The organism is Asticcacaulis sp. (genome assembly GCF_051956075.1).
Taxonomy (GTDB): domain Bacteria; phylum Pseudomonadota; class Alphaproteobacteria; order Caulobacterales; family Caulobacteraceae; genus Asticcacaulis.
Genome location: NZ_JBQCGA010000036.1, coordinates 162559 through 184509, shown reverse-complemented (window position 1 = coordinate 184509; position 21951 = coordinate 162559). Strand labels below are relative to the sequence as shown.

Here is a 21951-nt window from a genome sequence, read left to right as displayed (position 1 = left end):
AAGAAATTTAATTAGGAAATAGGCTTTTCAGAACAGCATCCGCTGCAAACTGAAGTTCCGATTCAAAAGTCATGCTCTCAGCCAAATTCAATCCCGCTAAGGCAATATTGTAGGCCGTTCCCGGTTTTTCTCTTAAAGCTCCAATCGTTGCATGCAGATCGCGCATATCATGCGCAACGGGCACGAAATTTTTCCACGGTATTAAACGGTCATAATACCATTGACGATAGCCGTTAAATGAGTCCGCCTTCACAACCGTGATACCCATAAGCAACTTGGTGAATAGACCAGGCCAACTATTTGTATTCCCGTCTATATCGATCGAATATCGATATTTACCGAAGTCGTGCTGCGGCGCCTCGTCCCTCAAGAGACCGGATTCAGCGATTTCACGTAATTCCCATTCATTCCATATCTGCACTACGGAACTAATACCAAGATCATAAATATCAGGTTGGTTCAATGCCTGCGCAATCAGACACAACTGAAAGCGCGGAATCTCACGCCAAGACGAAACCCGAAGGTATTCGCGCAATCCGGTAGACGCTCCGCGCCAAAACACCTTGTCTTCACGATCTTGCCATGGCGCAGCAATGCTCTTGTTCTCCCGGAGATAAGCGTAGCCACCCGTTTCGAAAAATACGGAATCCGGCACTAACACGTGGCTGGGGGAGTTGCTGCAAAAACCTAAACCCCACCCGTGGGGTACATCGTCCACCCAAAAACGTGTACTGCCTTGCTGGTCGGGCGCATTTTGCCTGGCAACGATAAACATCTGGGCGCAGGCAATCGCCCGATTAACAAAGAAATCCCTTCGCTCCTCCGATTCAAAGTGTTCGTAAAAACTAAATGCAATGCGGTTACCAGCAAGAAAATCTACCTTGATGAGGGACGGCTGCTCGCTATGAAACTCCGCAGAGATAGAAACGCCCCTCGCCTGCGCATCTGTTACTTCATTAAGTACGCCAGCAAGGTCTTCACGCGAATAGGCACTGAATATACGCCGTTGATACATGGGTTTATCCTAATGTGAAATATTCTTGACTTCAGGGCGATGCTTTAAAAGGGCGCTCTGAAGGGTTTCAACATTGGCGTTAAAACCATGATGCTTGAGTATATAAGCGCGTGCTGACTGTGCCGCCTTATCCCAGCCAGATTCGCCTAAGTTGTAAACCGCGACAGCTCTGTCGATAATCTCTTGTGCCGTATTAGCGCGGAAAACCGACTCGCCATCGTGCAGCGTCATACCTTCGGCTGCAATGTCGGTGGCAACAACAGGTACGCCGTGCGCCATCGCCGACAATACCTTGCCCTTGGAGCCAGCACCATAACGTAAAGCCGCCAGAAATGCCCGCGTGCGAGCAAACCACGGGTCGAGATCATCAACCAGACCCGTGACAATAATGCGGTCGCTCGCAGCGCGCAGAATTTCTTCCGGCGGATTGGCCCCGACCAACAACAGACGCGCCTGCGGACACTTCACAGACAGTTCCGGCCATATGTCTTTGAGAAGCCAGCGCACGGCATCGACATTGGGCGGGTGGCCGTAACCGCCGAGAAACATGAAATCCAAGCGTTCATCAAAGGCGGCGTCAGCTTCCACGATCGTCTCGATCAGCGGCATCACCACAATATCGCGCTCCGGCAATTCCGCCGACAATATCTGCCTTTCGGCCTCGGAATGGGTGATGGTGAAGTCATAATCCCTGGAAAGTTGCAGCTCTCTAACCTTCATCGCCTTGGCCTCAGTCGCCAGAACCTGATTTTTCTCAACCTCGGCCTGACGCTCAAGGCGCAGATAATGCAGATCGCAATTTTGAAAAACCGCGCGGGCATGCGGCGTCAGCGTACGGATCAATTCGATGGACTTGGCGGCCACATCCGCGCGAATGACATGGATGGTGTCGAATTGCTCTCCGTATGTACTAAGAAGTGACGGCAAAAAGGTTTCATAGGGCGCATAAAAGCATTGCACGCCCATTGCCTGCATTTCGGAGACGGCGCGCCGTTCATAAAGAAAATTCTCCGACACAAAACTGACCTGATAGCCCAGGGCCTGATAATAGCGGAACAGGTTTACGACTGCCTGCGATCCGGCATCCTGCCACGGCGTCGGGGTGACGGCGTCAATGATCAGGACGCGTTTTGAAACCTGGCGGTCCTTTTCAAACCATGGCTCTTCGCCATTGGTGCGGTGACCCGCCAATTCCTCACCCCAACGTTCAAGGAATTTTTCCTGGTTGCGCGTCTGGTAGGCCTTCACGCCAGCGGAAGTATCGATCCCCGATGTCTTGCCTTCATAATGGATGATGCGCGATTCGGGCTGAAACCACACCTCATGACCGGCCTTTTTAAGCCGGAAGGCGAGATCGACATCCTCATAATAGGCAGGTCCGAAATGGCTGTCGAAACCGCCGACTTCGCGCCAAAGCTGCGACGGGACAGCGATACTGCACCCCGAAACATAATCGACCTGACGCGCATAACAGTAGCGCGGCCGGTTCGGATCGTCATCGCGGCCGTAGTTCCAACCGGAACCGTCCTTCCAGATGATGCCACCCGCCTCCTGCAAGCGACCGCCGGGATAGAATATTTTCGAGCCGACTAATCCGACCTTTGGAAAACGCGAGAAACTGTCGATCAACCCGTCCAGCCAGCCCCTAACGACGCGCGTGTCGTTGTTGAGCATGACCAACCACGCACCACGCGCATGCTCAGCTGCTCGGTTACAATTGCCAATAAAGCCGCAGTTTTGCGTATAACGGTGATAGCTGATACCTTGCACCTGGCTGAGCCATTGCTCGCTTTCGTCCGGCGACGCATCGTCGGCGATAAGAATTTCAAATCTGTAGCGGCTGGCATGGCGCAACAGCGCGTCAAGGCAATTAAGCGTATAGGCCAGCTGGCCATAGACCGGAATGACGATCGACACATCCGGCCGTCCACCTTGTATGCGTTCATTCTTTCCGCTTGTAATCTTTTGATTGAGCGCGACGACAGCGCCAGCAAAATCAGGCTGGGCTGACAACAGGCGATGCCGTTCCATAAAGGCTTCGCCGCGTCTGCCTTCCGCCGGAACGGCGTCGTCAGGGCGGTGATCATACGGCCCCAGTTCCGAAGGGTCTAACAACGGCGTCTGCTCCATCCGCCATGCGTGGCGATCCCTATTCTCTAGCGGCACGGCGTTGAGAAAGATGACGGAGCCTGTCGACACCGATGTCGGCAGGGCGATGCGGTGCTCTGCCCGTCCATAAAGAAGAAAGTGCGACAAAGGATCGATGCCGGTCTGTCGTACATCCGGGTAAAAGTCGAGATATTTAGTCGTGCTGAACCCCGGCGAGGGGTTCAGGCCGTGGCGATAACCCTCGGTTACATAGTGACGCAACAAGCGCGCATGGTCACTGATGTCCAGGTCTAACTGATCCTGATAGAAGTCCGGATCAAACACATTCGAACGCGCAATGGCATTGTAGCTACGCCTTAGGCGCATTGCACTTCTGGGGCCCTGCCCGATCAGATCTTGTGCAAACCAGAGAAGATTGCGGACTGCGCCCTGCCGGAGCGATGTCATAATGCTTGAAACTGCCGACCCGATCGACATTCAACCTCCCTGATCGACCAGTTTGCGAGATCGACATGTTGGTCGCTCCCGCGAGGATCAGATAAATAGAGTGCGCCGTTTTCCGTCAACCCGTGGTGAGGCATTTTAAAAGATACCTGCCATAGTCGCTTTTGCCCAGACTGCTGGCCAGGCTTTCAAGATGCTGATCGCTGATATAGCCGCGACGCCAAGCAATTTCTTCTGGACAGGCGATCTTGAAACCTTGTCGCTTTTCCAGCACGCGAACAAATTCCGCCGCGTCCAGTAAGCTATCGGGCGTGCCCGTGTCCAGCCAGGCATAACCGCGGCCGATCGGTTGAACGCTCAACTGGCCACGTTCGAGATAAACGCGATTGACGTCAGTGATTTCGTACTCGCCGCGCGCTGAAGGCTTGAGATCGGCGCAGATGTCGACGACCTGATGATCGTAGAAATATAGCCCAGTGATCGCCCAATTTGAGCGAGGCGCATCCGGCTTTTCCTCGACCGACAAGGCCTTGAACTGATCGTCAAATTCAACAACCCCGTAACGTTCTGGGTCAGCCACCTGGTACGCGAAGACACTCGCCCCGTGCGTAATCTTGGCCGATTCTTCAAGGAATGTAGTCAGAGAAGGACCGTAATAGATGTTGTCACCCAAAATCAGACAAGACGGCTCGTGACCGACGAAATCTGCGCCAATAATGTAGGCTTGCGCCAGACCGTCCGGGGTTGGCTGCTCAGCATAATGCAAATTGATGCCCCACTGTGCGCCGGAACCGAGCAACTTGCGGAAAAGCGGCAGATCGTGCGGTGTGGAAATAATGAGAATATCGCGAATTCCAGCCATCATTAAGGTCGACAGGGGATAGTAGATCATCGGCTTGTCATAGACCGGCATCATCTGCTTCGAGACGCCAATCGTCATGGGGTGCAAGCGCGTGCCGCTGCCTCCTGCGAGTATAATGCCTTTCATTCGTTGATTTCCTTATGTATTCCTTGGCGAGTGACCGCTTAGCGGCTCAGCAGTTGGTCAAGACAATCGTCCAGCGACGTGCGCCAGGGATCGAGTGTTAGATTATAGAACACGTTCAGTTTTTCACCGGACAGACGCGAATTGGCGGGCCGTCGGGCGGGTGTCGGATATTGGCTGGCTGGAATGGGGTTCACTTTGACGGGTTTACGTCCCCTCGCCTCAGCTCCTTTGAAGATTGCCTCCGCAAAGCCGGCCCAGTTGGTCTCGCCTGCACCCGTGAGATGAAATGTGCCGCGTAAACTCGGATCAGAATCCTCAACAACACGTCGGGCTGAGCTTAATAGCGCGCGCGCGATTTCAGGCGCATAGGTTGGACAGCCATATTGATCGGCCACGACATTCAGCTCGTCGCGCGTCTCACCAAGACGCAGCATAGTCTTCACGAAGTTATTGCCGTAAGGCGAATAAACCCAGGCCGTGCGCATGATGACATGGTTCGGCGTGTAGGCGGCGATTTGGTGTTCACCAGACAGTTTGGTGGCGCCATAGACGCTGACCGGCCCAGTCTCATCGTCCTCTGTGTAAACACCGTCCTTGTCGCCCGAGAATACATAGTCGGTGGACAAGTGCAAGATCGGCACGCTGAGGCGCGCGGCGATGCGCGCCAGTTCGCCAGGCCCGTCTCCATTGATTTTTTGCGCCAGCTCCGGCTCAGTTTCGGCCTTATCAACGGCTGTATATGCGGCCGAGGATATGATAACGTCCGGCTTCGCGGCCTCGATGGGCGCACTGAGACTGCCTGGATTAGACAGATCAATCTCGGGCAAACCGAGGCGAATGATCGTCAAACCCTGCGCCTCCCCCAACTGCTGAAGAGACGTATCGACTTGACCTTCTTTTCCAGTAACGACGATGCGCATAGCTACGCCTTCAGAACGCCGAGACGTTCTCCCGTGTAGACTCCGCCGCGCAATGGCGCCCACCAGGCTTCATTGGCCAGATACCATTCGACCGTCTTGCGGATGCCGCTTTCGAAATTCTCTTGCGCCTTCCATCCAAGTTCCGTCTCCAGCTTGGTGGCGTCAATGGCGTAACGGTGATCATGGCCCGGGCGATCTGTTACGAAGGTTATCAGGTCTGAGTGTGGGTGAGACTTCGGCGCCAGCTCGTCCATAATCGCGCAGATACGTTTGACGACCTCTATATTGGCGCGCTCGTTGCGTCCGCCGACATTGTAGGTCTCGCCCAGACGGCCTTTGGAGCAGATCAGGTGCAGGGCCCGCGCGTGATCTTCGACGTAGAGCCAATCGCGGATATTGGAGCCATCGCCATACACGGTTAGCGGCTTACCCTCCAGGGCATTGATAATATTAAGCGGGATCAGTTTTTCCGGGAAATGGTAAGGCCCGTAATTGTTCGAGCAGTTCGATACGACGACAGGCAGGCCATAGGTGCGATGCCACGCCTTGGCTAAATGATCGGAAGCCGCCTTGGATGCTGAATAGGGCGACGATGGATCATAAGGCGTCGTTTCTTCGAATAGGCCCGAGGGCCCAAGAGAACCGTAAACCTCGTCGGTCGAAACATGCAGGAAGCGAAACGCCGCCTTGGCTTCACCTTCCAGCCTCCCCCAATAATGGCGCGCCGCTTCGAGCATCGTGAAGGTGCCCAGCACATTGGTTTCAATGAAGTCTTTGGCCCCGGTAATCGAACGATCGACATGGCTTTCGGCGGCCAGGTGCATGATGTGAGCGGGTTTAAAGCCTTCAATAGCGGCCGCGACAGCTTCATAATCGCATATGTCCGCTTTCATAAAGCGGTAGTTCGACGACGCCTCAACTGGAGCAAGGGACTCCAGATTACCTGCGTAGGTCAACTTATCGAGGTTAAGTACGTCGGCGCCAACCTCCGAGACAAGATAGCGCACGAGAGCCGAGCCGATGAAACCCGCGCCGCCGGTTACCAGAATGCGCATGAAATAGATCCTTTAGTTGAGAAAGACGCCACACGGGCTCCAGAGCCTTCAGCCATGTGAGTCGACTGCGTTAACGCAAGCTTGAGAGAGATGGCTGAACCCGATCCTTGTCGGAAAGCACAGCGACGGAAAGATCTGTCGGCCAGACGATGCCGATATCCGGGTCGTCAAAAGCGACGCCCGCATCGTGCTCGCGAGAATACGGATTGGTAACTTTGTAAAAGACTTCTGTATCGGGCATCAGAGTGCAGAATCCATGGGCGAAGCCTTCCGGCACCCACAACTGCTCACCCTTTTCAGCGGTGAGGATTTCTCCGACCCATTGACCGAACGTGGCAGAATCCGGGCGGATATCAACTGCGACATCGAATATCGCTCCCTTAAGGCAGCGCACCAACTTCCCTTGCCCGACCGGAGCCTTCTGATAGTGTAGCCCCCTGATTGTGCCACTCTGTCGCGACAGGGACTGATTGTCCTGCACGAAGGTCACATCCTCGATGTTTTCCCGAAACCACTGAGACTTGAAGGCCTCCATAAAGAAGCCCCTATCGTCACCGATCATCTTAGGCTGGATCAGCGCCGGCCCTCGAATTTCAAAGCGCTTGAAGTCCATGTCACCCCTTCAACATGACTAGTCCTAGGTTGCCATTGGCAACCTGATTTTGCTCCCTCTAGCAAAATTTGGGCCTGAAAGTAAATCGAATTTAAGGATTAGGCAGGGCATTGGCTTAAATTATTTTACGAAAATCATAAATATGAATTCTTTGCGAACATTGTTAAATTCGCAAGCCAGCATCCGTATCACGGCGGAGGTCTGTTGGGTAGTGATCGGACAGGCGCGCGCCCTGCGGATGGCGGTGGTAATAAGCCGCCAGCTCACGTCTGTAGCGCACCTGCTCTTGGGGCGCGCCTTCATCGCGACGGCTCTGGCTTTCCTTGTGAATGAGGGTTGCCTGGGGAGCGTAGATGACCTCAAGCCCAACTTCGCGGACACGCAGACATAGATCCACATCGTTGAGGCTTATACCAAAGTCCCTCTCGTTAAAGCCCCCGACCCGCTTAAATACCTCCCGCTTGGCCAAAAGGCAGGCGCCAGTTACCGCATCGACAAACCGGGCCTCGTTTAGAAGTGGGTGAACCTCCCAAATTTCACGCGGGACGCCACGGAACGGATGGCCGGGTCCTGGCGTCAGGTGCGAAGCAATGCCCGCATGCTGCAAATCGCCTGAAGGATAGAGAAGACGCGCGCCGACAATCCCTGTATCCGCTCGCGCCAGAAACCCGGACATGTTCGCCAACCAGGCGCCATCGCGCGCCTCCACATCGTCGTTTAAAAACAAAAGCCTGTCATAACGCGCTATGTCCGCGCCAGCATTGCAAAGCTTGGAGAAATTAAAAGGAATATCCAGCCGTATGATGCGCGTATCGGAGCGGTTCCCCAAACGCTCAAGCAGGGCCAGCATCTGGGGCCGCTCAGCGCCATTGTCGATTATGATAATCTCAAAAGGCACGCCTTCAATCCGATCGAGCGAAGCGATGCACGCATCGAGTAGATCCTCGCGCGTTTTTGTGGGTATGATGATTGAGACGGGCTGCGCCACCGGCTCCGGTTGCGGTTTCAAAGGCTGAGCCTTTCCTTCCACCAACAGCTTGGCGGCGGGCTTGACCGTTGTAGCCTCAATCCGTCCTGTTTGTATTTCGGGACGCAACAGGCGCTTCAGGATGGCAATGCTATCAAGCGGCGGTCGGCCCAATAGACTGAGAGCCTTCACGATATAAAATCCGAGTCTTTGCAGCCCGCTCATGCGGCGTATATCGATCCGCGGATCGCCGCCGGTAATTGAACGCAAAAATAACCCGTAAGTTCCCGAGGGGATAAAAACCGTCAGATCTTGGCCCGACCGAACATAAAGGACGCTGCGCCAAAGGCTGGACGTTTCCACCATCTCGACCTCGACCACACTATCCAGAGCTCGGACACGATAAGTTCCCCCAAGCGAATGGGGCTCTATGTCGAACGGCTCAGGGCCTGAGAGACGCTTTGATGGTGGACTTGTCATTGCCTTGTGAGTCATCGAAGCTATATTGGCGCCACCCATGAGGGATGACGAGCAAAATCGATGATGAACGTTGTTAAGGTTTTGCTGGACCTATGTCATCAAGCTATATTTAAAGCGCGTTACGCGTCACGCTTAAGGTCATGGCCGATCGCGCAGGCGAAGGCTTTACCTGACCAGCGCCGTATCGTCGTCTCAGGTTATCTCAATGAAGCTCTCGGCATCGGACGCGCCGGACGTTTAGTGTTGGATCGCCTGAGTGAACTTGGCGAGGAGGTCATCAGCGAGGATTTGCGCCCCTTTGATCGCGGACTAGCCACGCGCGGCCTATATGCCTTTCCTGAAGGCCTGAACGCCAACACTTGGCTGCTTGCGGTCAACCCGCCCGAAGCCAAGCTCGCGCTCTATACCCATAACCCGAGCAGATGGGGACAGCTTTACCGCATCGGGCTATGGCACTGGGAAAGCAGCATCGCGCCTGCAGACTGGGCCTTTTTAGCCGCCTATTTCCATGAAATTTGGGCTTCCAGTCAGTTCACAGCGGAAGCTCTGAAAGCCGCCATGCGTCAATGCGGCTATCCAAATCTGATTGAGCGCATTCGCGTCCTTCCCTTACCCGTTAAAATCAGACCCGAAGTTCTGCGCACCCTTAACGAGCGGGTGCATGTGCTTACTCTGTTTGATCCACGTAGCCATTTCGAACGAAAAAACCCCATGGGCGTCATTGAGGTCTGGAAGGATTTATTCCCGGAACCGACTTTAACAGCGCATCTGACCGTGAAGACCTTGGCCCAGGCTGTGGATCATCCACGCTTCAAGGTTCTGTCTCAAAGCATAGAGGGTCGGCCGGATATAAGCATCCATGCGGAAACACTCGACGACGTTCAGACAGAAGGCCTGATCGACGCTAACGACATTATTATCTCACTCCATCGCGCCGAAGGCTTTGGCCTCCCCCTCGCGGAAGCTATGGCCGCTGGAAAAGCCGTAATCGCCACGGGCTGGTCAGGCAATATGCAGTTCATGACAAGCGATAATTCGTGGCCAGTGGGTTACCGCTTGGTCCCGGCGACACCGCGTTACAACGGACCGTTAGCGCAATGGGCAGAGCCAGATTTGAGTTCAGCGCGCGAAGGCTTAGAACGGCTCATTGCGTCAGCGGACCTGCGACATAGGCTGGGCGTGCGGGCGCGGAGAGATATGATTGCTCTGCGCGAATCTTGGCGAATTTAGTCTCCTTTATTTGAGCATCGCGCATCCATTTAGGCCCTCCGATACTTAGCCTTCTAACTTTTTTTCGGGGATGGCGATGGATTGTCGCGTTTCATGCGTATATGTGGGCGACAACGTGTATGAGGGCCTGATGTTAAAAGCCAAGTTTGTGTGTGTTTCGCTCGCCTTGCTGAGCCTGGCGTCCTTAGGCGCGTGCGCCAAGAAAGAAGGCGCTCGCGGACCGCAGGGACCGACCCCCGTGGGGTATATCGTCGTTCATACTGAGCCTGTGCAGGTAACTCAGGAACTGGCGGGCCGGACCTCGGCGTGGCTGGTCGCAGACGTCAGGCCTCAGGTTTCCGGCATCATCAAGGCGCGGCAATTCACCGAGGGCGGAATGGTGAATTCAGGACAATCGCTCTACCAAATCGACCCGTCCACCTATCAAGCGGCCTATGACAGCGCGATGGCGAGCGAACAGCAGGCCCAGGCTTCGTTCGACCTGGCGCAGACCAATGCGCAGCGCGCTCAGCAGCTTATTACGATCAAAGCGATCAGCCAGGCGGACTTCGATTCGGCGCAAGCATCTGAAAAGCAGGCCGCCGCGACCTTGGGGGTGCAAAAGGCCGCTGTTGAGACCGCGCGCATCAATCTGAACTACACCAAGGTGCTGTCGCCTATCTCGGGCCGCATCGGCAAGTCGTCGGTGACGCCGGGCGCCCTTGTGACGGCCAATCAGACGACGGCGTTGGCCACCGTGCAGGATCTGTCGAAAATGTATGTCGACATTACCCAGTCGACGGCGGAACTCTTGAAGCTGAAGCGCGCTATAGCTGAGGGCCAGTTGACCGCGCCCGACCATGCCGACGTCACCTTAACGCTGGATGATGGAACCAATTATAATCAGACTGGCCGGATTGAGTTCTCGGACCTCACGGTCGATCCTTCGACCGGCTCGGTCACGCTTCGCGCGGTCTTTCCTAACCCGAATGGCGTTCTCCTGCCGGGGATGTTTGTGCGCGCGCATATCGTCAATGGCGCCGTCCCCAACGGCATACTGGTGCCGCAAGGCGCGATCACGCTCGACCCCAAGGGCGGCGCAACCGTGCTGATCGCAGGTGATAATGGCAAAGCGGAAAGTCGCAAGGTGACGCTCGGTCAGATGGTGGGCAGCCAATGGCAGGTGACGTCTGGCTTAGCGGCAGGCGATAAGGTCATCACGCAAGGCGCTATGCGTCTTCGCCCCGGCGCAGAGATCAAGGCGTCGCCCGCTGCGCCCGCCTCCGGCGCTGAAACCTCCGCCGCCGCTGCGGAGTAGATCGTCGTGAACATTTCCCGCTTCTTCATCGACCGGCCCATCTTCGCCTGGGTCATCGCCATCGTCATCATGCTGGCGGGCCTTCTGTCGATCTTCGTGCTGCCGATCGAACAGTATCCGCGCATCGCCCTGCCCCAGGTGTCTGTCAATGCGAGCTATCCGGGCGCATCCGCCAAGGTGGTCGAGGACTCGGTCACCCAGGTCATCGAGCAGAGCCTGACCGGCCTTGATGGCCTGAAATATATGTCGTCGGACTCATCCGCCGGCTCTGCGCATGTGACGCTCGTCTTTGAAGCCGGCACGGATCCTGATTTTGCGCAGGTCCAGGTGCAGAACCAGGTGCAGTCCGCCCTTCGACGCCTGCCGCAGTCGGTGCAGCAGCAGGGCCTGCGCGTTAACAAGGCCTCCGGCACCGCCCTGATGGCCATTGCGTTTTATACCGACGACAACAGCATGACCAATGCCGACATCGGCGACTGGATCGCGTCTCACCTCAATGACCCGGTCTCGCGCCTTAACGGCGTTGGCGATACGCGCGTCTTCGGCTCGCAATACGCCATGCGGATCTGGTTGAACGCCGACCAGTTAGCGTCCTACTCGCTGACGCCCGCCGATATCATCACGGCCATCGAAGCGCAGAATACGCAAGTTTCAGCCGGTGAGATCGGCGCAGACCCCGCCCTGCCCGACACGGCGCTCAACGCCACCATCACCGCCCAGTCGCAGTTACAAACGCCAACGCAGTTCCAGAATATCATCGTCAAGAACAATCCCGACGGATCGCCTGTCCTGCTCAAGGACGTCGCCCGCGTTGAACTTGCGCCTGAGTCCTACGGCCACATCGCGCGCATGAACGGGCATCTCGCTGCAGGCATCCAGGTGTCATTGGCCACAGGCGCCAATGCGCTTAAGACCGCAGACGAGGTCAAGGCCCTCCTCAAAGAGATGCAGCCCTCCTTCCCGACCGGCCTTAAATACGCCATTCCGAACGACTCGACCCAGTTCGTGAAACTGTCGATCGAGGACGTGGTCAAGACGCTGATTGAAGCCGTCGTCCTCGTCTTCATCGTCATGTTCGTCTTCCTGCAGAATTGGCGCGCCACCCTGATCCCAGCCATCGCCGTGCCCGTCGTGCTTCTGGGGACATTCGGGATCTTGGCGGCGTTCGGATACTCGATCAATACCCTGACCATGTTCGGCCTTGTGCTCGCCATCGGCCTGCTCGTGGACGACGCCATCGTCGTCGTGGAAAACGTCGAGCGCGTCATGCAGGAGGAAGGGCTGGATCCGAAGGAGGCCACCCGCCGCTCCATGGACGAGATTACCGGCGCGCTCGTCGGCGTCGCTTCGGTGCTGGCCGCCATGTTCGTGCCAATGGCCTTCTTTGGCGGCACGCAAGGCATCATCTATCGCCAGTTTTCGGTCACGCTCGTTTCCGCCATGGCGCTTTCCGTCGTGGTCGCCCTGATCCTTACCCCTCCCCTGTGCGCGACCATGCTGCGCAAACCTAAGCCCGGCGAGGGCATACCCGCCGCCGCCGAACACGACGAAGACGTCAAGGTCAAGGGCGTGCTCTCTGCCTTTAACCGCGGCTTTCAGGTGTTCGCCCATCGCTACCAGATGTCGGTGCGCGGCATTATCCGCAAACCCGCCATGTTCCTCGGCGTTTACGGCCTGATCATCGCAGGTCTGGTCGCCCTGGCGATGACGCTGCCCACCTCCTTCCTGCCCGATGAAGATCAGGGCATGCTCACCACCATCGTTCAGTTGCCGGTCGGATCGACGACCGATCAAACGATGAAGGTGCTCAACCGCGTCGAGGCCGTTTATGAAAAGGACAAGGCGGTCGACTATGTCTTCGCCATCGGCGGCTTCTCCTTCGCAGGTTCCGGCGAGAATATGGGCATGGTGATCTGCCGCATGAAGGACTTCAAATACCGCCATGCCGCCGACATGAAGGTGCAGGCCGTGCAGGCGCGCGCGCGCAAGGCCTTCGCCAGCATCCATGACGCCATGGTGATCCCGACCATTCCGCCGCCCGTGCGGGAACTCGGCAATGCCTCAGGCTTTGACCTTGAGCTGAAGGACGTCAATGGCAAGGGGCATGACGCCCTCGCCGCCGCTCGCGATCAACTGGTCGCGCTCGCCAATAAGAGCCCAGTCCTGTCAAGCGTCCGCGCCAATGGTCAGGACGACACCCCGCAATTGCATATCGATATCGACAACACCAAGGCCGGAGCGCTCGGCGTGAAGGTCAGCGACGTCAATGCGCTTTTGTCGACCGCGCTTGGCGGCACCTATGTCAACGACTTCATCGACCGCGGCCGCATCAAGCGCGTCTACGTCCAGGGCGATGCGCAGTTCCGCTCGCGTCCCGACGACATCAACCGCTGGTTCGTCAAAAACTCGGCAGGCGCCATGGTGCCCTTCTCAGCCATCGGTACGTCAAACTGGAGTTTCGGCCCACCGGACCTGCAGCGCTATAACGGTTCTGGCGCCATGGAGATACAAGGCTCCGCCGCTCCGGGGCAGTCGAACGGCAAGGCCATGGACGTCATGGAAAAGCTCGTTTCGCAGCTTCCCGGCGACTGGGGCTACGAATGGACCGGCCTCTCCTTGCAGGAAAAGGAATCGGGCCAACAGGCCCCCGCCCTTTACGCCCTGTCGCTTCTGGTCGTCTTCCTTCTGCTGGCTGCGCTTTATGAAAGCTGGTCGATCCCGTTCGCGGTCATCTTCGTCGTGCCGCTCGGCATATTCGGCGCGCTGGTCGGCACCTGGCTGCGAGGCCTCGACAACGACATCTATTTCCAGGTCGGTCTTCTGGCCACTATGGGCCTGTCGGCGAAGAACGCCATTCTGATCGTGGAGTTCGCCAAAATCCTGCACGAGGAAGGCCGAGGGTTGGTGGCCGCCACGCTGGAGGCCGTGCGCATCCGTCTGCGACCGATCATCATGACCTCGCTGGCTTTCACCTTCGGCATCCTGCCGCTGGCCCTGGCCAATTCGGCGGGCTCGTCGGCGCAGCACGCGATCGGCACCGGCCTGATTGGCGGGGTGCTGGCCGCGACCTTCCTCGCCATCTTCTTTGTGCCCCTGTTCTTCGTGCTGGTGCAGCGCGTCTTTAAGCAGGACCGCCTGCCGCAGGACGTCGAGGAAAAACGCGCCATCAAGGAGGGCCGTCATGTCTAAACTGATCCTGCCTTCCCTGCTGGCGCTCGCCATCGGCGTCTCCGGCTGCACATTGGCGCCGCGCTATGAACGGCCCGGCCTGCCCGTGGCGCAGGACTGGTCGGTTGCGGCGCCCGCCGCCTCCGACGCGCGCCTGAGCTGGCGTTCGCTGTTCACCGATACGGCTCTGCAAAAGACCATAGAGCTGGCGCTTCAGAATAACCGCGACCTGCGCGTGGCGACGCTCAATGTACAAAAGGCGCGCGCGCAGTACGGCATTGAACGCGCCGGGCTGTTCCCGTCGCTGGACGCATCCGGCTCCGGGACCAAAACTCATACGGACGCAGGCGGCGACAATAATGCCTATACCGCTAATCTTGGCCTGTCGTGGGAGCTGGATCTGTTCGGGCGCGTGCAAAGCCTGAAAAACGCCGCGAAGGAAGACTTCTTCGCCTCGCAGGAAAACCGCAACGCCGCGCAAATTTCGCTGATCGCCGCCGTCGCCGACGCCTGGATTGGCCTGGCCGCTGACCAGGACGCGCTCAAACTGGCGCAACAGACCTATACCAGCCTGAATGACGCCTATGGCATCGCGCAAAAGCAGGCCAGCTTCGGCGCCATCTCCGATCTCGACCTGAACCAGATCGAGACTGAAATGCAGCAGGCGCGCGCCAATGCCGCCGCCGACGCCACCTTCGTCGACCAGGACAAGGCGGCGCTCACTCTTCTGGTCGGCGCGGACGTCCCGGCTGATCTGCTGCCGTCCGGCCTGTCCGACGCCATGGTCGCCGAGTCCATCCCGGTCGGCCTGCCGTCGGACGTGCTCCTCAACCGTCCTGACGTGCTGGCCGCCGAACATGACCTGAAAGCCTACAATGCCGACATCGGCGCGGCGCGCGCCGCCTTCTTCCCGTCGATCAGCCTGACGGGGTCGGCGGGTTCGGCCTCCAGCCAGCTTGGCGATCTGTTCAAGTCGGGCAATGGCAAATGGAGCTATGGCGCCAATATCAGTGTTCCGATCTTTTCCGGCGGGGCCAATCTGAACGCCTTACGCTCGGCCAAGGTCAGCCGTGACATCGCCGTCGCCCAATACGAACGGGCGATCCAAAGCGCGTTTTCGGACGTGAATTCTGCACTCGCGGTCCGTGCGCGCATCGACGAGCGGCTGCAAGCTCAAAGCGCGTCATCGCAGGCGGCGCAGCGTTCGCTCGACCTGTCGCAGGCGCGTTATCAGGCTGGAGCGGATTCCTACCTGACCCTGCTGACGGCGCAACGCACCCTCTATGCGTCGCAATCCTCGCTGATCAGTCTCAAGGCGCTCAAGGCCAGAAACCTGGTCGCGCTCTACGCAGCGCTGGCGGACGATGATAGTTTGAACTAGCCAGCCAATACCGAAGGCCCCGTGGACCTCATCCCCTGCGTCTCCTGACAGTCCGTTCTTGAGGCTCGCGTCACAAATGCCTTGTTGCACATGATGCCGTGGCCGATTTGCACGTGGATGGCCGGCGGGCGCAAGTTATTATGTCTGCAGGTTATTCAGTCAGATTCAGATAATACCGCGTCGACTTGCGATCACCCGTTCGGGTAAGCGCCTTCATCTCGACCAGCGCCGCCAGGTCGCGCGTGGCGGTCGCTGACGGCGTGCCGGTGATGGTCATATAGTTGCCCGCGCTCAAGCCGCCTTTGAAGCCGTCGGGGCCTTCGGCGAACATGCGCAGCAGCGCCTTCTCCTGACGGAGGTTGAGGTCGAATTTGACCCTGCGCAGCAGCTTGGTCTTGGCGAGAATGAACTCGATCTGCGCCAGGGTGCGTTTCTGCGCCGCAATCGCCTGGTCTGCGAACCAGATAAGCCAGTCGGTGACATCAAGCGTCTGGCTCGCGCGCTCCAGCGCCGCGTAATAGGCTTTGCGATGTTTGAGCAAGGTTCCCGACAGGCCCGTGATCACGGGCGTGGATAGCCCTTGCGCCAGCGCCTTCTCCGCAATGGCGCGCCCGGCGCGGCCGTTGCCGTCCTCAAATGGGTGGATGCTCTCAAACCATAGATGGGCTAGACCTGCGCGCGTTACAGCGGGCAGCGCCTGTTCTGAACCCGGCCCAGTTGCCGCGAACCAGTCCAGAAAGCGCGTCATCTCGGCGGGGACCTGTTTTGAAGGTGGGGCCTCATAATGCACCTTCGGGTCATAGATGGCGCCGGAGACAATCTGCATCGGCTCGGAATCCGTGCGATAGCGGCCTATATCGCTCAGGTCGTCGCGCCCACGCATCAGCAGCCGATGCCACCGCAGCAGTGTGGCCTCATCAAGCGGCGTGGCCAGATCGCGGTAGAGATCAACCATCATCTCGGCGATGCCCGTCTCGGCGGGCGTGGCGGATCGTCTGCCGGGCGCAAGGCCAAGCTGGCGCTGGATTGAGGATTGTACGCTATCGCGGTCCAGATGTTCGCCTTCGATAGCCGAGGTGTCCACGGCTTCATGGCTGAGGATTTCGACGCTGAGGTTCTGGCGTTCCGGCGCGCTGAGATGTCTGGACACGCCGATGCTGACGCCCGTGCCTTCGATAAAGGCGGTCTCGGCGGCGGCGAGTTTGCGCGCGTCCCAGCGAAAATTCGGCCAGTCGTCCTGCTGCCAATTCCAGATCATGATCGATAAATATCCGATTTATAGATCATAAACATACTTCATGATGATTTATAAATCCACGCCTTATCCATCACAGTGGGAAAAGCGCTTCAGCGGCTCCTCTCGATTGGTCGGTAAGCACTGGGCAAGCCTGGGGCTTTTTTATTCTTCTGGCGCCGGCTTTAACGCCTGGATCGAGTAATCATAGATCATAATCTGCCCGCAGTTGGCGCCGCCCTCGTTGATGCAGTCGTACTTTCGCGTCACTTCCTTCTTTTTCTCAGGCGTATCGGCAAATTTGAGCTCGTCATCGCGATCCATTATTTCGATGGTTGTCAGGCCAAAGACATGGACCGGGATTTTACTGACATCGAAGACCGCAGTTTGTGAACCGTTTTGATAGTAGGTCGCCTTGATTTTGAGGGTATGGGCCGTGTTCAAAAGGCGTACTACCTTCATGTCGTCATACAGAAACGCCGTGTCTGCACTGCCGTCATCTGTCCGAATGCCTTTGATGTAGAGCGGTGGACGATCGTCAACTGTTACCGTAAATCCCTCGTCCGGCAGGATTTGTCCGTCTCCGAATAGCTGTATGAAAGCGTCGTATCGACCGGCTGACAGACTTTCCTGATCACCAGATATGCAGAACCGCGCCGGCGTTGTTTTGTATGGCCAGCTAAGGCTGATGCTGTTTTTCGAACTGACACAGAGAAGCTTTTGAGCGTCTTCACCACGGCCTACCACCCTTGATTTCCATGGGCGTGCTGTTGCTGATGATGATTTATGCGATGTCGCTGAATGTGCCTCAGTGTGCAGGGTCAGAACCGAAACGGCAGCAAGAATAAGGGGAATTTCGGTTCATTTCCGGATAGCTTTCAGGGTTCTGGGTGACGCGAAAGTCGGGAATTTTTCCCGGAAAAGACGTATAAGGCGAGTTTACGCGGCACGGGATATGCGCATTTCGACGTGCTGGCCGGTCTTGGCGATCATGGTGACGAGCATGTCCAGGCCGAACAAATCAATTTTACCGCGCAGCAGGTCGGAAATACGGGGCTGGGTTACACCCAGTACGCTCGCCGCCTTAGCCTGAGTCAGACCTTCGCGCTTGATATAGTCTTTCAGCTCGATCATGAGCGCCGATCGCAGGCGCATGTTTTCAGCCTCAGCCGGGGTGCTCTCGATAGCGTCCCAAACGCTGGCGAATTTTTCGTTGCTCATGCTTTCAACTCCTTCACCAAGTCTTTGTATCGGCCCTGGGCCACGTCCAAATCCCACTTGCTGGTCTTTTGGGCCTTCTTCTGGAAACAGTGCAGGACGTAAACTGCATCCGAAAACTTAGCGACATAGATCACCCGGAAGGCTCCGGCCGCGTCCCTGATCCGTATTTCTTGGACCCCTGCCCCTACGGTCGCCATCGGCTTCCAGTCGTCAGGCTCAAGGCCGCGTTGCACTTGGTCGAGCTGGTGGCCAGCTTCACGCCGAGCGGTATCCGGCAAATCCTTCAGATCATCTGAGGGCACTACCCCAGAAAACGACGGCCTTTAGATCATCCATTCAACACCTATATAAAATTTTGTATAAAAGACAATGGCCGGTCCGCATCGCCTATTTTGTCATGAAATGCCCCTAAGCGGGACACTTTCCCGCTTAGGGCATGGTAAGCAAGCGGCGTAAGGTTTGGAATGGGTCAAGCCCTTTACCCGGAGGGCGATTTTTTCGGCCTCTTCGGCCGCAAAAAATCGGGCTTGAGGCATTTCAAACCTGAAGCCATGCCCTAAAGGGCTAATAATGTTGTCGGCCTATGGCCGACGCCGCTTAATCTTCCTGAAATGGGGTTCGCGACGGGTGTTTGCCATTTAATATAGAAATGGAATGGGCGGATTCAGTCTACCAGGCAGTTCACGCTTCATCACGGAACGTTCAAGGCGGTCTAGGATCTCCGTCAAGCCGCTCTCGTCGGCGTCCATGCTGCGGATCGCGTCAGCCATCGGCTTTCGCCTATGCTCATGATCGTCCGGCACTGGTGCACGCGTGGCCTTCCCTAAGAGGACCTTAGCGATAGCTGGAAGCATCAAACGATATGCGTTTAGCCATGATCGCCTCGATCAAACTTGGGTAGATTGACGCCCTGGTGCGATAACAGGCGTCGGACGTGCGCCGCGCAGGCCCAGGCGTCGTAACTGTCCTGCCGGTCATAGGGCGTCTGCGGGTTCATGCGACACAACAACTGGGCGCGCGATAAGTCTGCGACGCTTGTCCACGCTGAGCCCTTGTCCTGATCATCCCAACTCAGCATGTAGAGGTTCACCAGGCAATCGCTCGGGAGTTTGCCGGTAAGAACCGCTGACAGGGCCTCCTCACCCTGATCGGGATAATCAAACGAGGGACGGGTTGCCGAAACCCGTTCCAGACTATCGAGATCAAGACGTTGCATCAGCATCTCGGTCGCCTCGTCGAACATGTCGTCAAACACGGTTTCGGCGTCGGGCGATACGAAATGACGCGCCATGACGTAGAGGTCGAGCAATTGTGCGTCCGGCATGTCGGGTCGGAACACCTGCTCCGCCACGCGCAGCAGGTCGCGCAGGCTGACATAGTCGTCCTCAATATCAGTCTCATCGTCTTCGCCGTCTTCGGCATCATCGGCATCGCCACCTGAGGCGGGACCATCAGCGGAAGCGGCGGCGAACTCGGTAGGAGCGGAGGAAGTATCATCGGCTTTGTCAGTATGGCTGACGCGGCGCGCGACCTCATCCCGGCAAGCGATGACGACTTTTCGCCATCGCGCTTCCATCGGCTCGCCTTCATGCAGGTAGGCGTTCTCGGCTGCCTGAACGTAGAGAGTCAGGAGGTCAGCGTCCGGCATGCCGCCTATATCGTGCAGCGCCTGGCGGTAGTTGCGGGGCTGCCAGATGGCGGCATGGTCGTACCAGTCGGCGTTGATAGTCTCTGCCTCGCCTTCATCCGCCCCTTGCCCTTGCAAGCGGTGAAGCAGAACCGCGCCCGCCTGATCTCGGATGGCCTCCCAGTCTTGGTGCGGCAACGGTTCACGATGATCGTTCTCACTACGCTGATCGCCCAGCAGGATCAGGTTTAAGAGGCCCTCGATATCGGCGTCGGCCCCTGAAGCGATTACGGCTTCGGCGGCTTCGTATTCGCGCACCGCATAACCGGGCGTCAGATCGGGGGTTTTCGTATGGATGCGATCATCAGCGGACATGACGCGACACTCCCGTCTTGCGAACCAGTGAAGTGATCGGGTCGGTGAGGAAGCCCATGCGCACCTTCAGAGCAATGCGCATCGCCACCAGCATGTCCGCGCCGAAGGGGATGCGGCCCTTTTCGTGGCTTCGGATGTCGGCCTTGGTCATAGCGAGTTGGTCGGCCAGGCCCTGACGCGACAGACCTATCTTTTTGCGGCGCTCCCGCATGATCTCGCCGAGGCGTTCGTTGACAATATTGGAATTACTATTACCTGCATCAGCGCCGGTTGGCCGACGCACCGCTCTACGCATACGCATGTCTAACCCCTTTCCAATCGAAGAGGCCAAGCGGGTGCATACCGCCTGGTCGACTTCTGAGCTTTGGTGATCGGGGAGTTGGAAAACCGCGCTAAGTCGGTCCCTATGGCCTTTAGCCGGGGCCTATTGCATGCGCCATAGGCTCCCCGACCAAAACAGAGGTCAAAGGAATTCGCACCGGAGATAGCCGGTATCAACTACTTAGCGAGGAGGCTTTCCACGGCCCCACAACCGCATGTGGCGGTTGCACCGACAATGTGACATAGACGCGAGTGGAAAGCAAATGCGATGATGGGTATTATTCGGCACTGGCGAACAGGCGCTCAAAGAGGGCTTTGGACTGACATACGCCCTCTTGAGTTAACTGGACCGATTTGGCCGTGTTGACCGGGTCGAAGATCAGGCCCTTCTCATGCAAGCGGTTCATGACGGCCCAGTCGAAACCTTTCCAGGCCCGGCCGTCACGGTCCAGCGTCAGATAAAGAAGGGCCAGAACGGCGTCGTCGATCTTATCAACATCGATGTCCATGACCTATTGGCCTCCGCCCGCAGCTGACAATGAAGGTTTAGCTGACGGTTGCGACGAAGGAAATGGGCCTTGTGCACCACGGACATCAAGGCGGCCTCAATCTAAACTCGTAGCGGCACGATTGCCGAAGCGATGATGTCTTGTCGGCTCCCGCCCTGACCCTGCTCAGAGCGCGTAGAGGCCATAGATCAGGAACAGGCCAGCGCCGCCGACGATGACGCGCCATAAGGCTGAGAAGCCGTACGCCCCGCCGTCAGCTCCGGTCAACCTGAAGGCCTTAAAGGCCATAAGCCTCTTGGAACTTTACGCGGGCCATCGCAAACGACCAAAGTCTCATAGCTAAGCTCATGATCGCATGAGCGATGCGTCAAAAGGGCCGGCGTCCCTGCGGACGCCGGCCCTTTTGTCACCACCCCTGATAATCATCGTCGCGTTGGTAATGCTCTTCATGCGACTGACGCCAACCGTCGCCGCCAGAGGCGTAACCGCCCGAGCCGTAACCGCGCGCCGGATAAGAGTCGACGCGCTCATAGCTGTAGCTGCGGTAAACCGGCTGATTGTCATAGCCCTGACCATAGTCGCCCCGGCCATAGCCTCCTCTGCCGTAATCACGCTGAGCATAGGCGTCGGAACGATAAGCGCTGTCGCGGTAGCCATAGCCGCGGTTATCATAAGAGCAACTCGTATTGTTGCGCGCAACGGATGAGCCGACGGCGGCGCCGACAAGCGCCCCCGCAGCCGTTCCCATGCCGCGGTCATGCCGACCGGAGGCGGCGTTGCCTAAAAAGGCGCCCGCTATGGCGCCAATGACGGCGCCGTCCGCGCCATTGGCGCTGCGACGATAACAATCGGCCGAGGCCGGCAGAGCGACCGCCATCGCAGCTGCGGCGGCCAGAGTGGACACGATAGCAATCTTGGACAGCGTTTTCATCTTCAAATCTCCATCGCACCGGTCGCTCACCGGATGTTGAGATCATATTAGTCGCCCGTAGCTGAA

At 57.4% G+C, this 21951-nt stretch carries 19 protein-coding genes; 4 read left to right on the top strand and 15 right to left on the bottom strand.

The window, feature by feature from the left end:
* Positions 1-7 precede the first annotated feature (7 nt).
* The 7 genes from ACTHLA_RS10175 to ACTHLA_RS10145 all read right to left on the bottom strand — a co-directional run bounded on the left by ACTHLA_RS10175 (position 8) and on the right by ACTHLA_RS10145 (position 8492).
* On the bottom strand, positions 8-1015 hold the full coding sequence (locus ACTHLA_RS10175) for a glycosyl transferase family 90 (RefSeq protein ID WP_440188298.1): 1008 nt from the start codon (positions 1013-1015) through the stop codon (positions 8-10).
* A gap of 9 nt (positions 1016-1024) precedes the next feature.
* On the bottom strand, positions 1025-3601 hold the full coding sequence (locus ACTHLA_RS10170) for a glycosyltransferase (RefSeq protein ID WP_440188295.1): 2577 nt from the start codon (positions 3599-3601) through the stop codon (positions 1025-1027).
* An 85-nt stretch (positions 3602-3686) separates the two neighbouring features.
* Positions 3687-4556: a glucose-1-phosphate thymidylyltransferase RfbA gene (rfbA, locus tag ACTHLA_RS10165; RefSeq protein ID WP_440188292.1), complete on the bottom strand. Its 870-nt coding sequence runs from the start codon at positions 4554-4556 to the stop codon at positions 3687-3689.
* A gap of 38 nt (positions 4557-4594) precedes the next feature.
* Positions 4595-5476 (bottom strand): dTDP-4-dehydrorhamnose reductase, encoded by an 882-nt coding sequence (rfbD, locus tag ACTHLA_RS10160; protein WP_440188289.1) that lies wholly within the window; start codon positions 5474-5476, stop codon positions 4595-4597.
* Positions 5477-5478: 2 nt separating this feature from the next.
* On the bottom strand, positions 5479-6531 hold the full coding sequence (rfbB, locus tag ACTHLA_RS10155; protein WP_440188286.1) for a dTDP-glucose 4,6-dehydratase: 1053 nt from the start codon (positions 6529-6531) through the stop codon (positions 5479-5481).
* Between the two features lie 70 nt (positions 6532-6601).
* Positions 6602-7144, bottom strand: coding sequence for a dTDP-4-dehydrorhamnose 3,5-epimerase (gene rfbC, locus ACTHLA_RS10150; protein WP_440188283.1), 543 nt, complete (start codon positions 7142-7144; stop codon positions 6602-6604).
* Between the two features lie 163 nt (positions 7145-7307).
* Positions 7308-8492, bottom strand: a complete 1185-nt coding sequence (locus ACTHLA_RS10145; protein WP_440188280.1) for a glycosyltransferase family 2 protein — start codon at positions 8490-8492, stop codon at positions 7308-7310.
* Between the two features lie 159 nt (positions 8493-8651).
* Here ACTHLA_RS10145 and ACTHLA_RS10140 point away from each other — a divergent pair, with 159 nt between their 5' ends.
* From ACTHLA_RS10140 to ACTHLA_RS10125, 4 genes are all read left to right on the top strand, one after another.
* The gene (locus ACTHLA_RS10140) at positions 8652-9821 is read left to right on the top strand and encodes a glycosyltransferase (protein ID WP_440188277.1); all 1170 of its coding nucleotides are present in this window, start codon (positions 8652-8654) and stop codon (positions 9819-9821) included.
* A 130-nt stretch (positions 9822-9951) separates the two neighbouring features.
* Positions 9952-11118, top strand: coding sequence for an efflux RND transporter periplasmic adaptor subunit (locus ACTHLA_RS10135; RefSeq protein WP_440188274.1), 1167 nt, complete (start codon positions 9952-9954; stop codon positions 11116-11118).
* 6 nt (positions 11119-11124) lie between these two features.
* The gene (locus tag ACTHLA_RS10130) at positions 11125-14307 is read left to right on the top strand and encodes an efflux RND transporter permease subunit (RefSeq protein WP_440188271.1); all 3183 of its coding nucleotides are present in this window, start codon (positions 11125-11127) and stop codon (positions 14305-14307) included.
* Positions 14300-15667 (top strand): efflux transporter outer membrane subunit, encoded by a 1368-nt coding sequence (locus ACTHLA_RS10125; RefSeq protein ID WP_440188268.1) that lies wholly within the window; start codon positions 14300-14302, stop codon positions 15665-15667. Before ACTHLA_RS10130 ends, ACTHLA_RS10125 begins: the two co-directional genes overlap by 8 nt.
* Positions 15668-15818: 151 nt before the next feature.
* Here the strand turns inward: ACTHLA_RS10125 and ACTHLA_RS10120 are convergent, their stop codons facing one another.
* From ACTHLA_RS10120 to ACTHLA_RS10085, 8 genes are all read right to left on the bottom strand, one after another.
* The gene (locus ACTHLA_RS10120; RefSeq protein WP_440188266.1) at positions 15819-16925 is read right to left on the bottom strand and encodes a Fic family protein; all 1107 of its coding nucleotides are present in this window, start codon (positions 16923-16925) and stop codon (positions 15819-15821) included.
* 141 nt (positions 16926-17066) lie between these two features.
* The gene (locus ACTHLA_RS10115) at positions 17067-17648 is read right to left on the bottom strand and encodes a hypothetical protein (protein ID WP_440188263.1); all 582 of its coding nucleotides are present in this window, start codon (positions 17646-17648) and stop codon (positions 17067-17069) included.
* Positions 17649-17840: 192 nt separating this feature from the next.
* Entirely contained in the window at positions 17841-18122 is a 282-nt protein-coding gene (locus ACTHLA_RS10110; protein WP_440188260.1) for a helix-turn-helix domain-containing protein, read from the bottom strand.
* Entirely contained in the window at positions 18119-18424 is a 306-nt protein-coding gene (locus ACTHLA_RS10105) for a type II toxin-antitoxin system RelE/ParE family toxin (RefSeq protein ID WP_440188257.1), read from the bottom strand. Before ACTHLA_RS10105 ends, ACTHLA_RS10110 begins: the two co-directional genes overlap by 4 nt.
* Positions 18425-18990: 566 nt before the next feature.
* Positions 18991-20124: a hypothetical protein gene (locus ACTHLA_RS10100; RefSeq protein WP_440188254.1), complete on the bottom strand. Its 1134-nt coding sequence runs from the start codon at positions 20122-20124 to the stop codon at positions 18991-18993.
* The gene (locus tag ACTHLA_RS10095) at positions 20114-20425 is read right to left on the bottom strand and encodes a helix-turn-helix domain-containing protein (protein WP_440188251.1); all 312 of its coding nucleotides are present in this window, start codon (positions 20423-20425) and stop codon (positions 20114-20116) included. The genes ACTHLA_RS10100 and ACTHLA_RS10095 overlap by 11 nt, the downstream gene beginning before the upstream one ends.
* Positions 20426-20723: 298 nt before the next feature.
* Positions 20724-20954 carry a DUF6429 family protein gene (locus ACTHLA_RS10090; protein ID WP_440188249.1) on the bottom strand — a complete coding sequence of 77 codons (231 nt, stop codon included), beginning with the start codon at positions 20952-20954 and terminating at the stop codon, positions 20724-20726.
* Between the two features lie 406 nt (positions 20955-21360).
* Positions 21361-21885 carry a glycine zipper 2TM domain-containing protein gene (locus ACTHLA_RS10085; RefSeq protein WP_440188247.1) on the bottom strand — a complete coding sequence of 175 codons (525 nt, stop codon included), beginning with the start codon at positions 21883-21885 and terminating at the stop codon, positions 21361-21363.
* Between the last annotated feature and the right edge of the window lie 66 nt (positions 21886-21951).

Bases quoted from the DNA above. Each gene is read 5' to 3' on its own strand.
- ACTHLA_RS10100 (WP_440188254.1), bottom strand. From the start codon at position 20,124: ATGTCCGCTGATGATCGCATCCATACGAAAACCCCCGATCTGACGCCC.
- ACTHLA_RS10140 (WP_440188277.1), top strand. From the start codon at position 8,652: ATGATGAACGTTGTTAAGGTTTTGCTGGACCTATGTCATCAAGCTATA.
- rfbD (WP_440188289.1), bottom strand. From the start codon at position 5,476: ATGCGCATCGTCGTTACTGGAAAAGAAGGTCAAGTCGATACGTCTCTT.
- ACTHLA_RS10085 (WP_440188247.1), bottom strand. From the start codon at position 21,885: ATGAAAACGCTGTCCAAGATTGCTATCGTGTCCACTCTGGCCGCCGCA.
- rfbC (WP_440188283.1), bottom strand. From the start codon at position 7,144: ATGGACTTCAAGCGCTTTGAAATTCGAGGGCCGGCGCTGATCCAGCCT.
- ACTHLA_RS10095 (WP_440188251.1), bottom strand. From the start codon at position 20,425: ATGCGTATGCGTAGAGCGGTGCGTCGGCCAACCGGCGCTGATGCAGGT.
- rfbB (WP_440188286.1), bottom strand. From the start codon at position 6,531: ATGCGCATTCTGGTAACCGGCGGCGCGGGTTTCATCGGCTCGGCTCTC.
- ACTHLA_RS10125 (WP_440188268.1), top strand. From the start codon at position 14,300: ATGTCTAAACTGATCCTGCCTTCCCTGCTGGCGCTCGCCATCGGCGTC.
- ACTHLA_RS10135 (WP_440188274.1), top strand. From the start codon at position 9,952: ATGTTAAAAGCCAAGTTTGTGTGTGTTTCGCTCGCCTTGCTGAGCCTG.
- rfbA (WP_440188292.1), bottom strand. From the start codon at position 4,556: ATGAAAGGCATTATACTCGCAGGAGGCAGCGGCACGCGCTTGCACCCC.
- ACTHLA_RS10175 (WP_440188298.1), bottom strand. From the start codon at position 1,015: ATGTATCAACGGCGTATATTCAGTGCCTATTCGCGTGAAGACCTTGCT.
- ACTHLA_RS10090 (WP_440188249.1), bottom strand. From the start codon at position 20,954: ATGGACATCGATGTTGATAAGATCGACGACGCCGTTCTGGCCCTTCTT.
- ACTHLA_RS10110 (WP_440188260.1), bottom strand. From the start codon at position 18,122: ATGAGCAACGAAAAATTCGCCAGCGTTTGGGACGCTATCGAGAGCACC.
- ACTHLA_RS10170 (WP_440188295.1), bottom strand. From the start codon at position 3,601: ATGTCGATCGGGTCGGCAGTTTCAAGCATTATGACATCGCTCCGGCAG.
- ACTHLA_RS10120 (WP_440188266.1), bottom strand. From the start codon at position 16,925: ATGATCTGGAATTGGCAGCAGGACGACTGGCCGAATTTTCGCTGGGAC.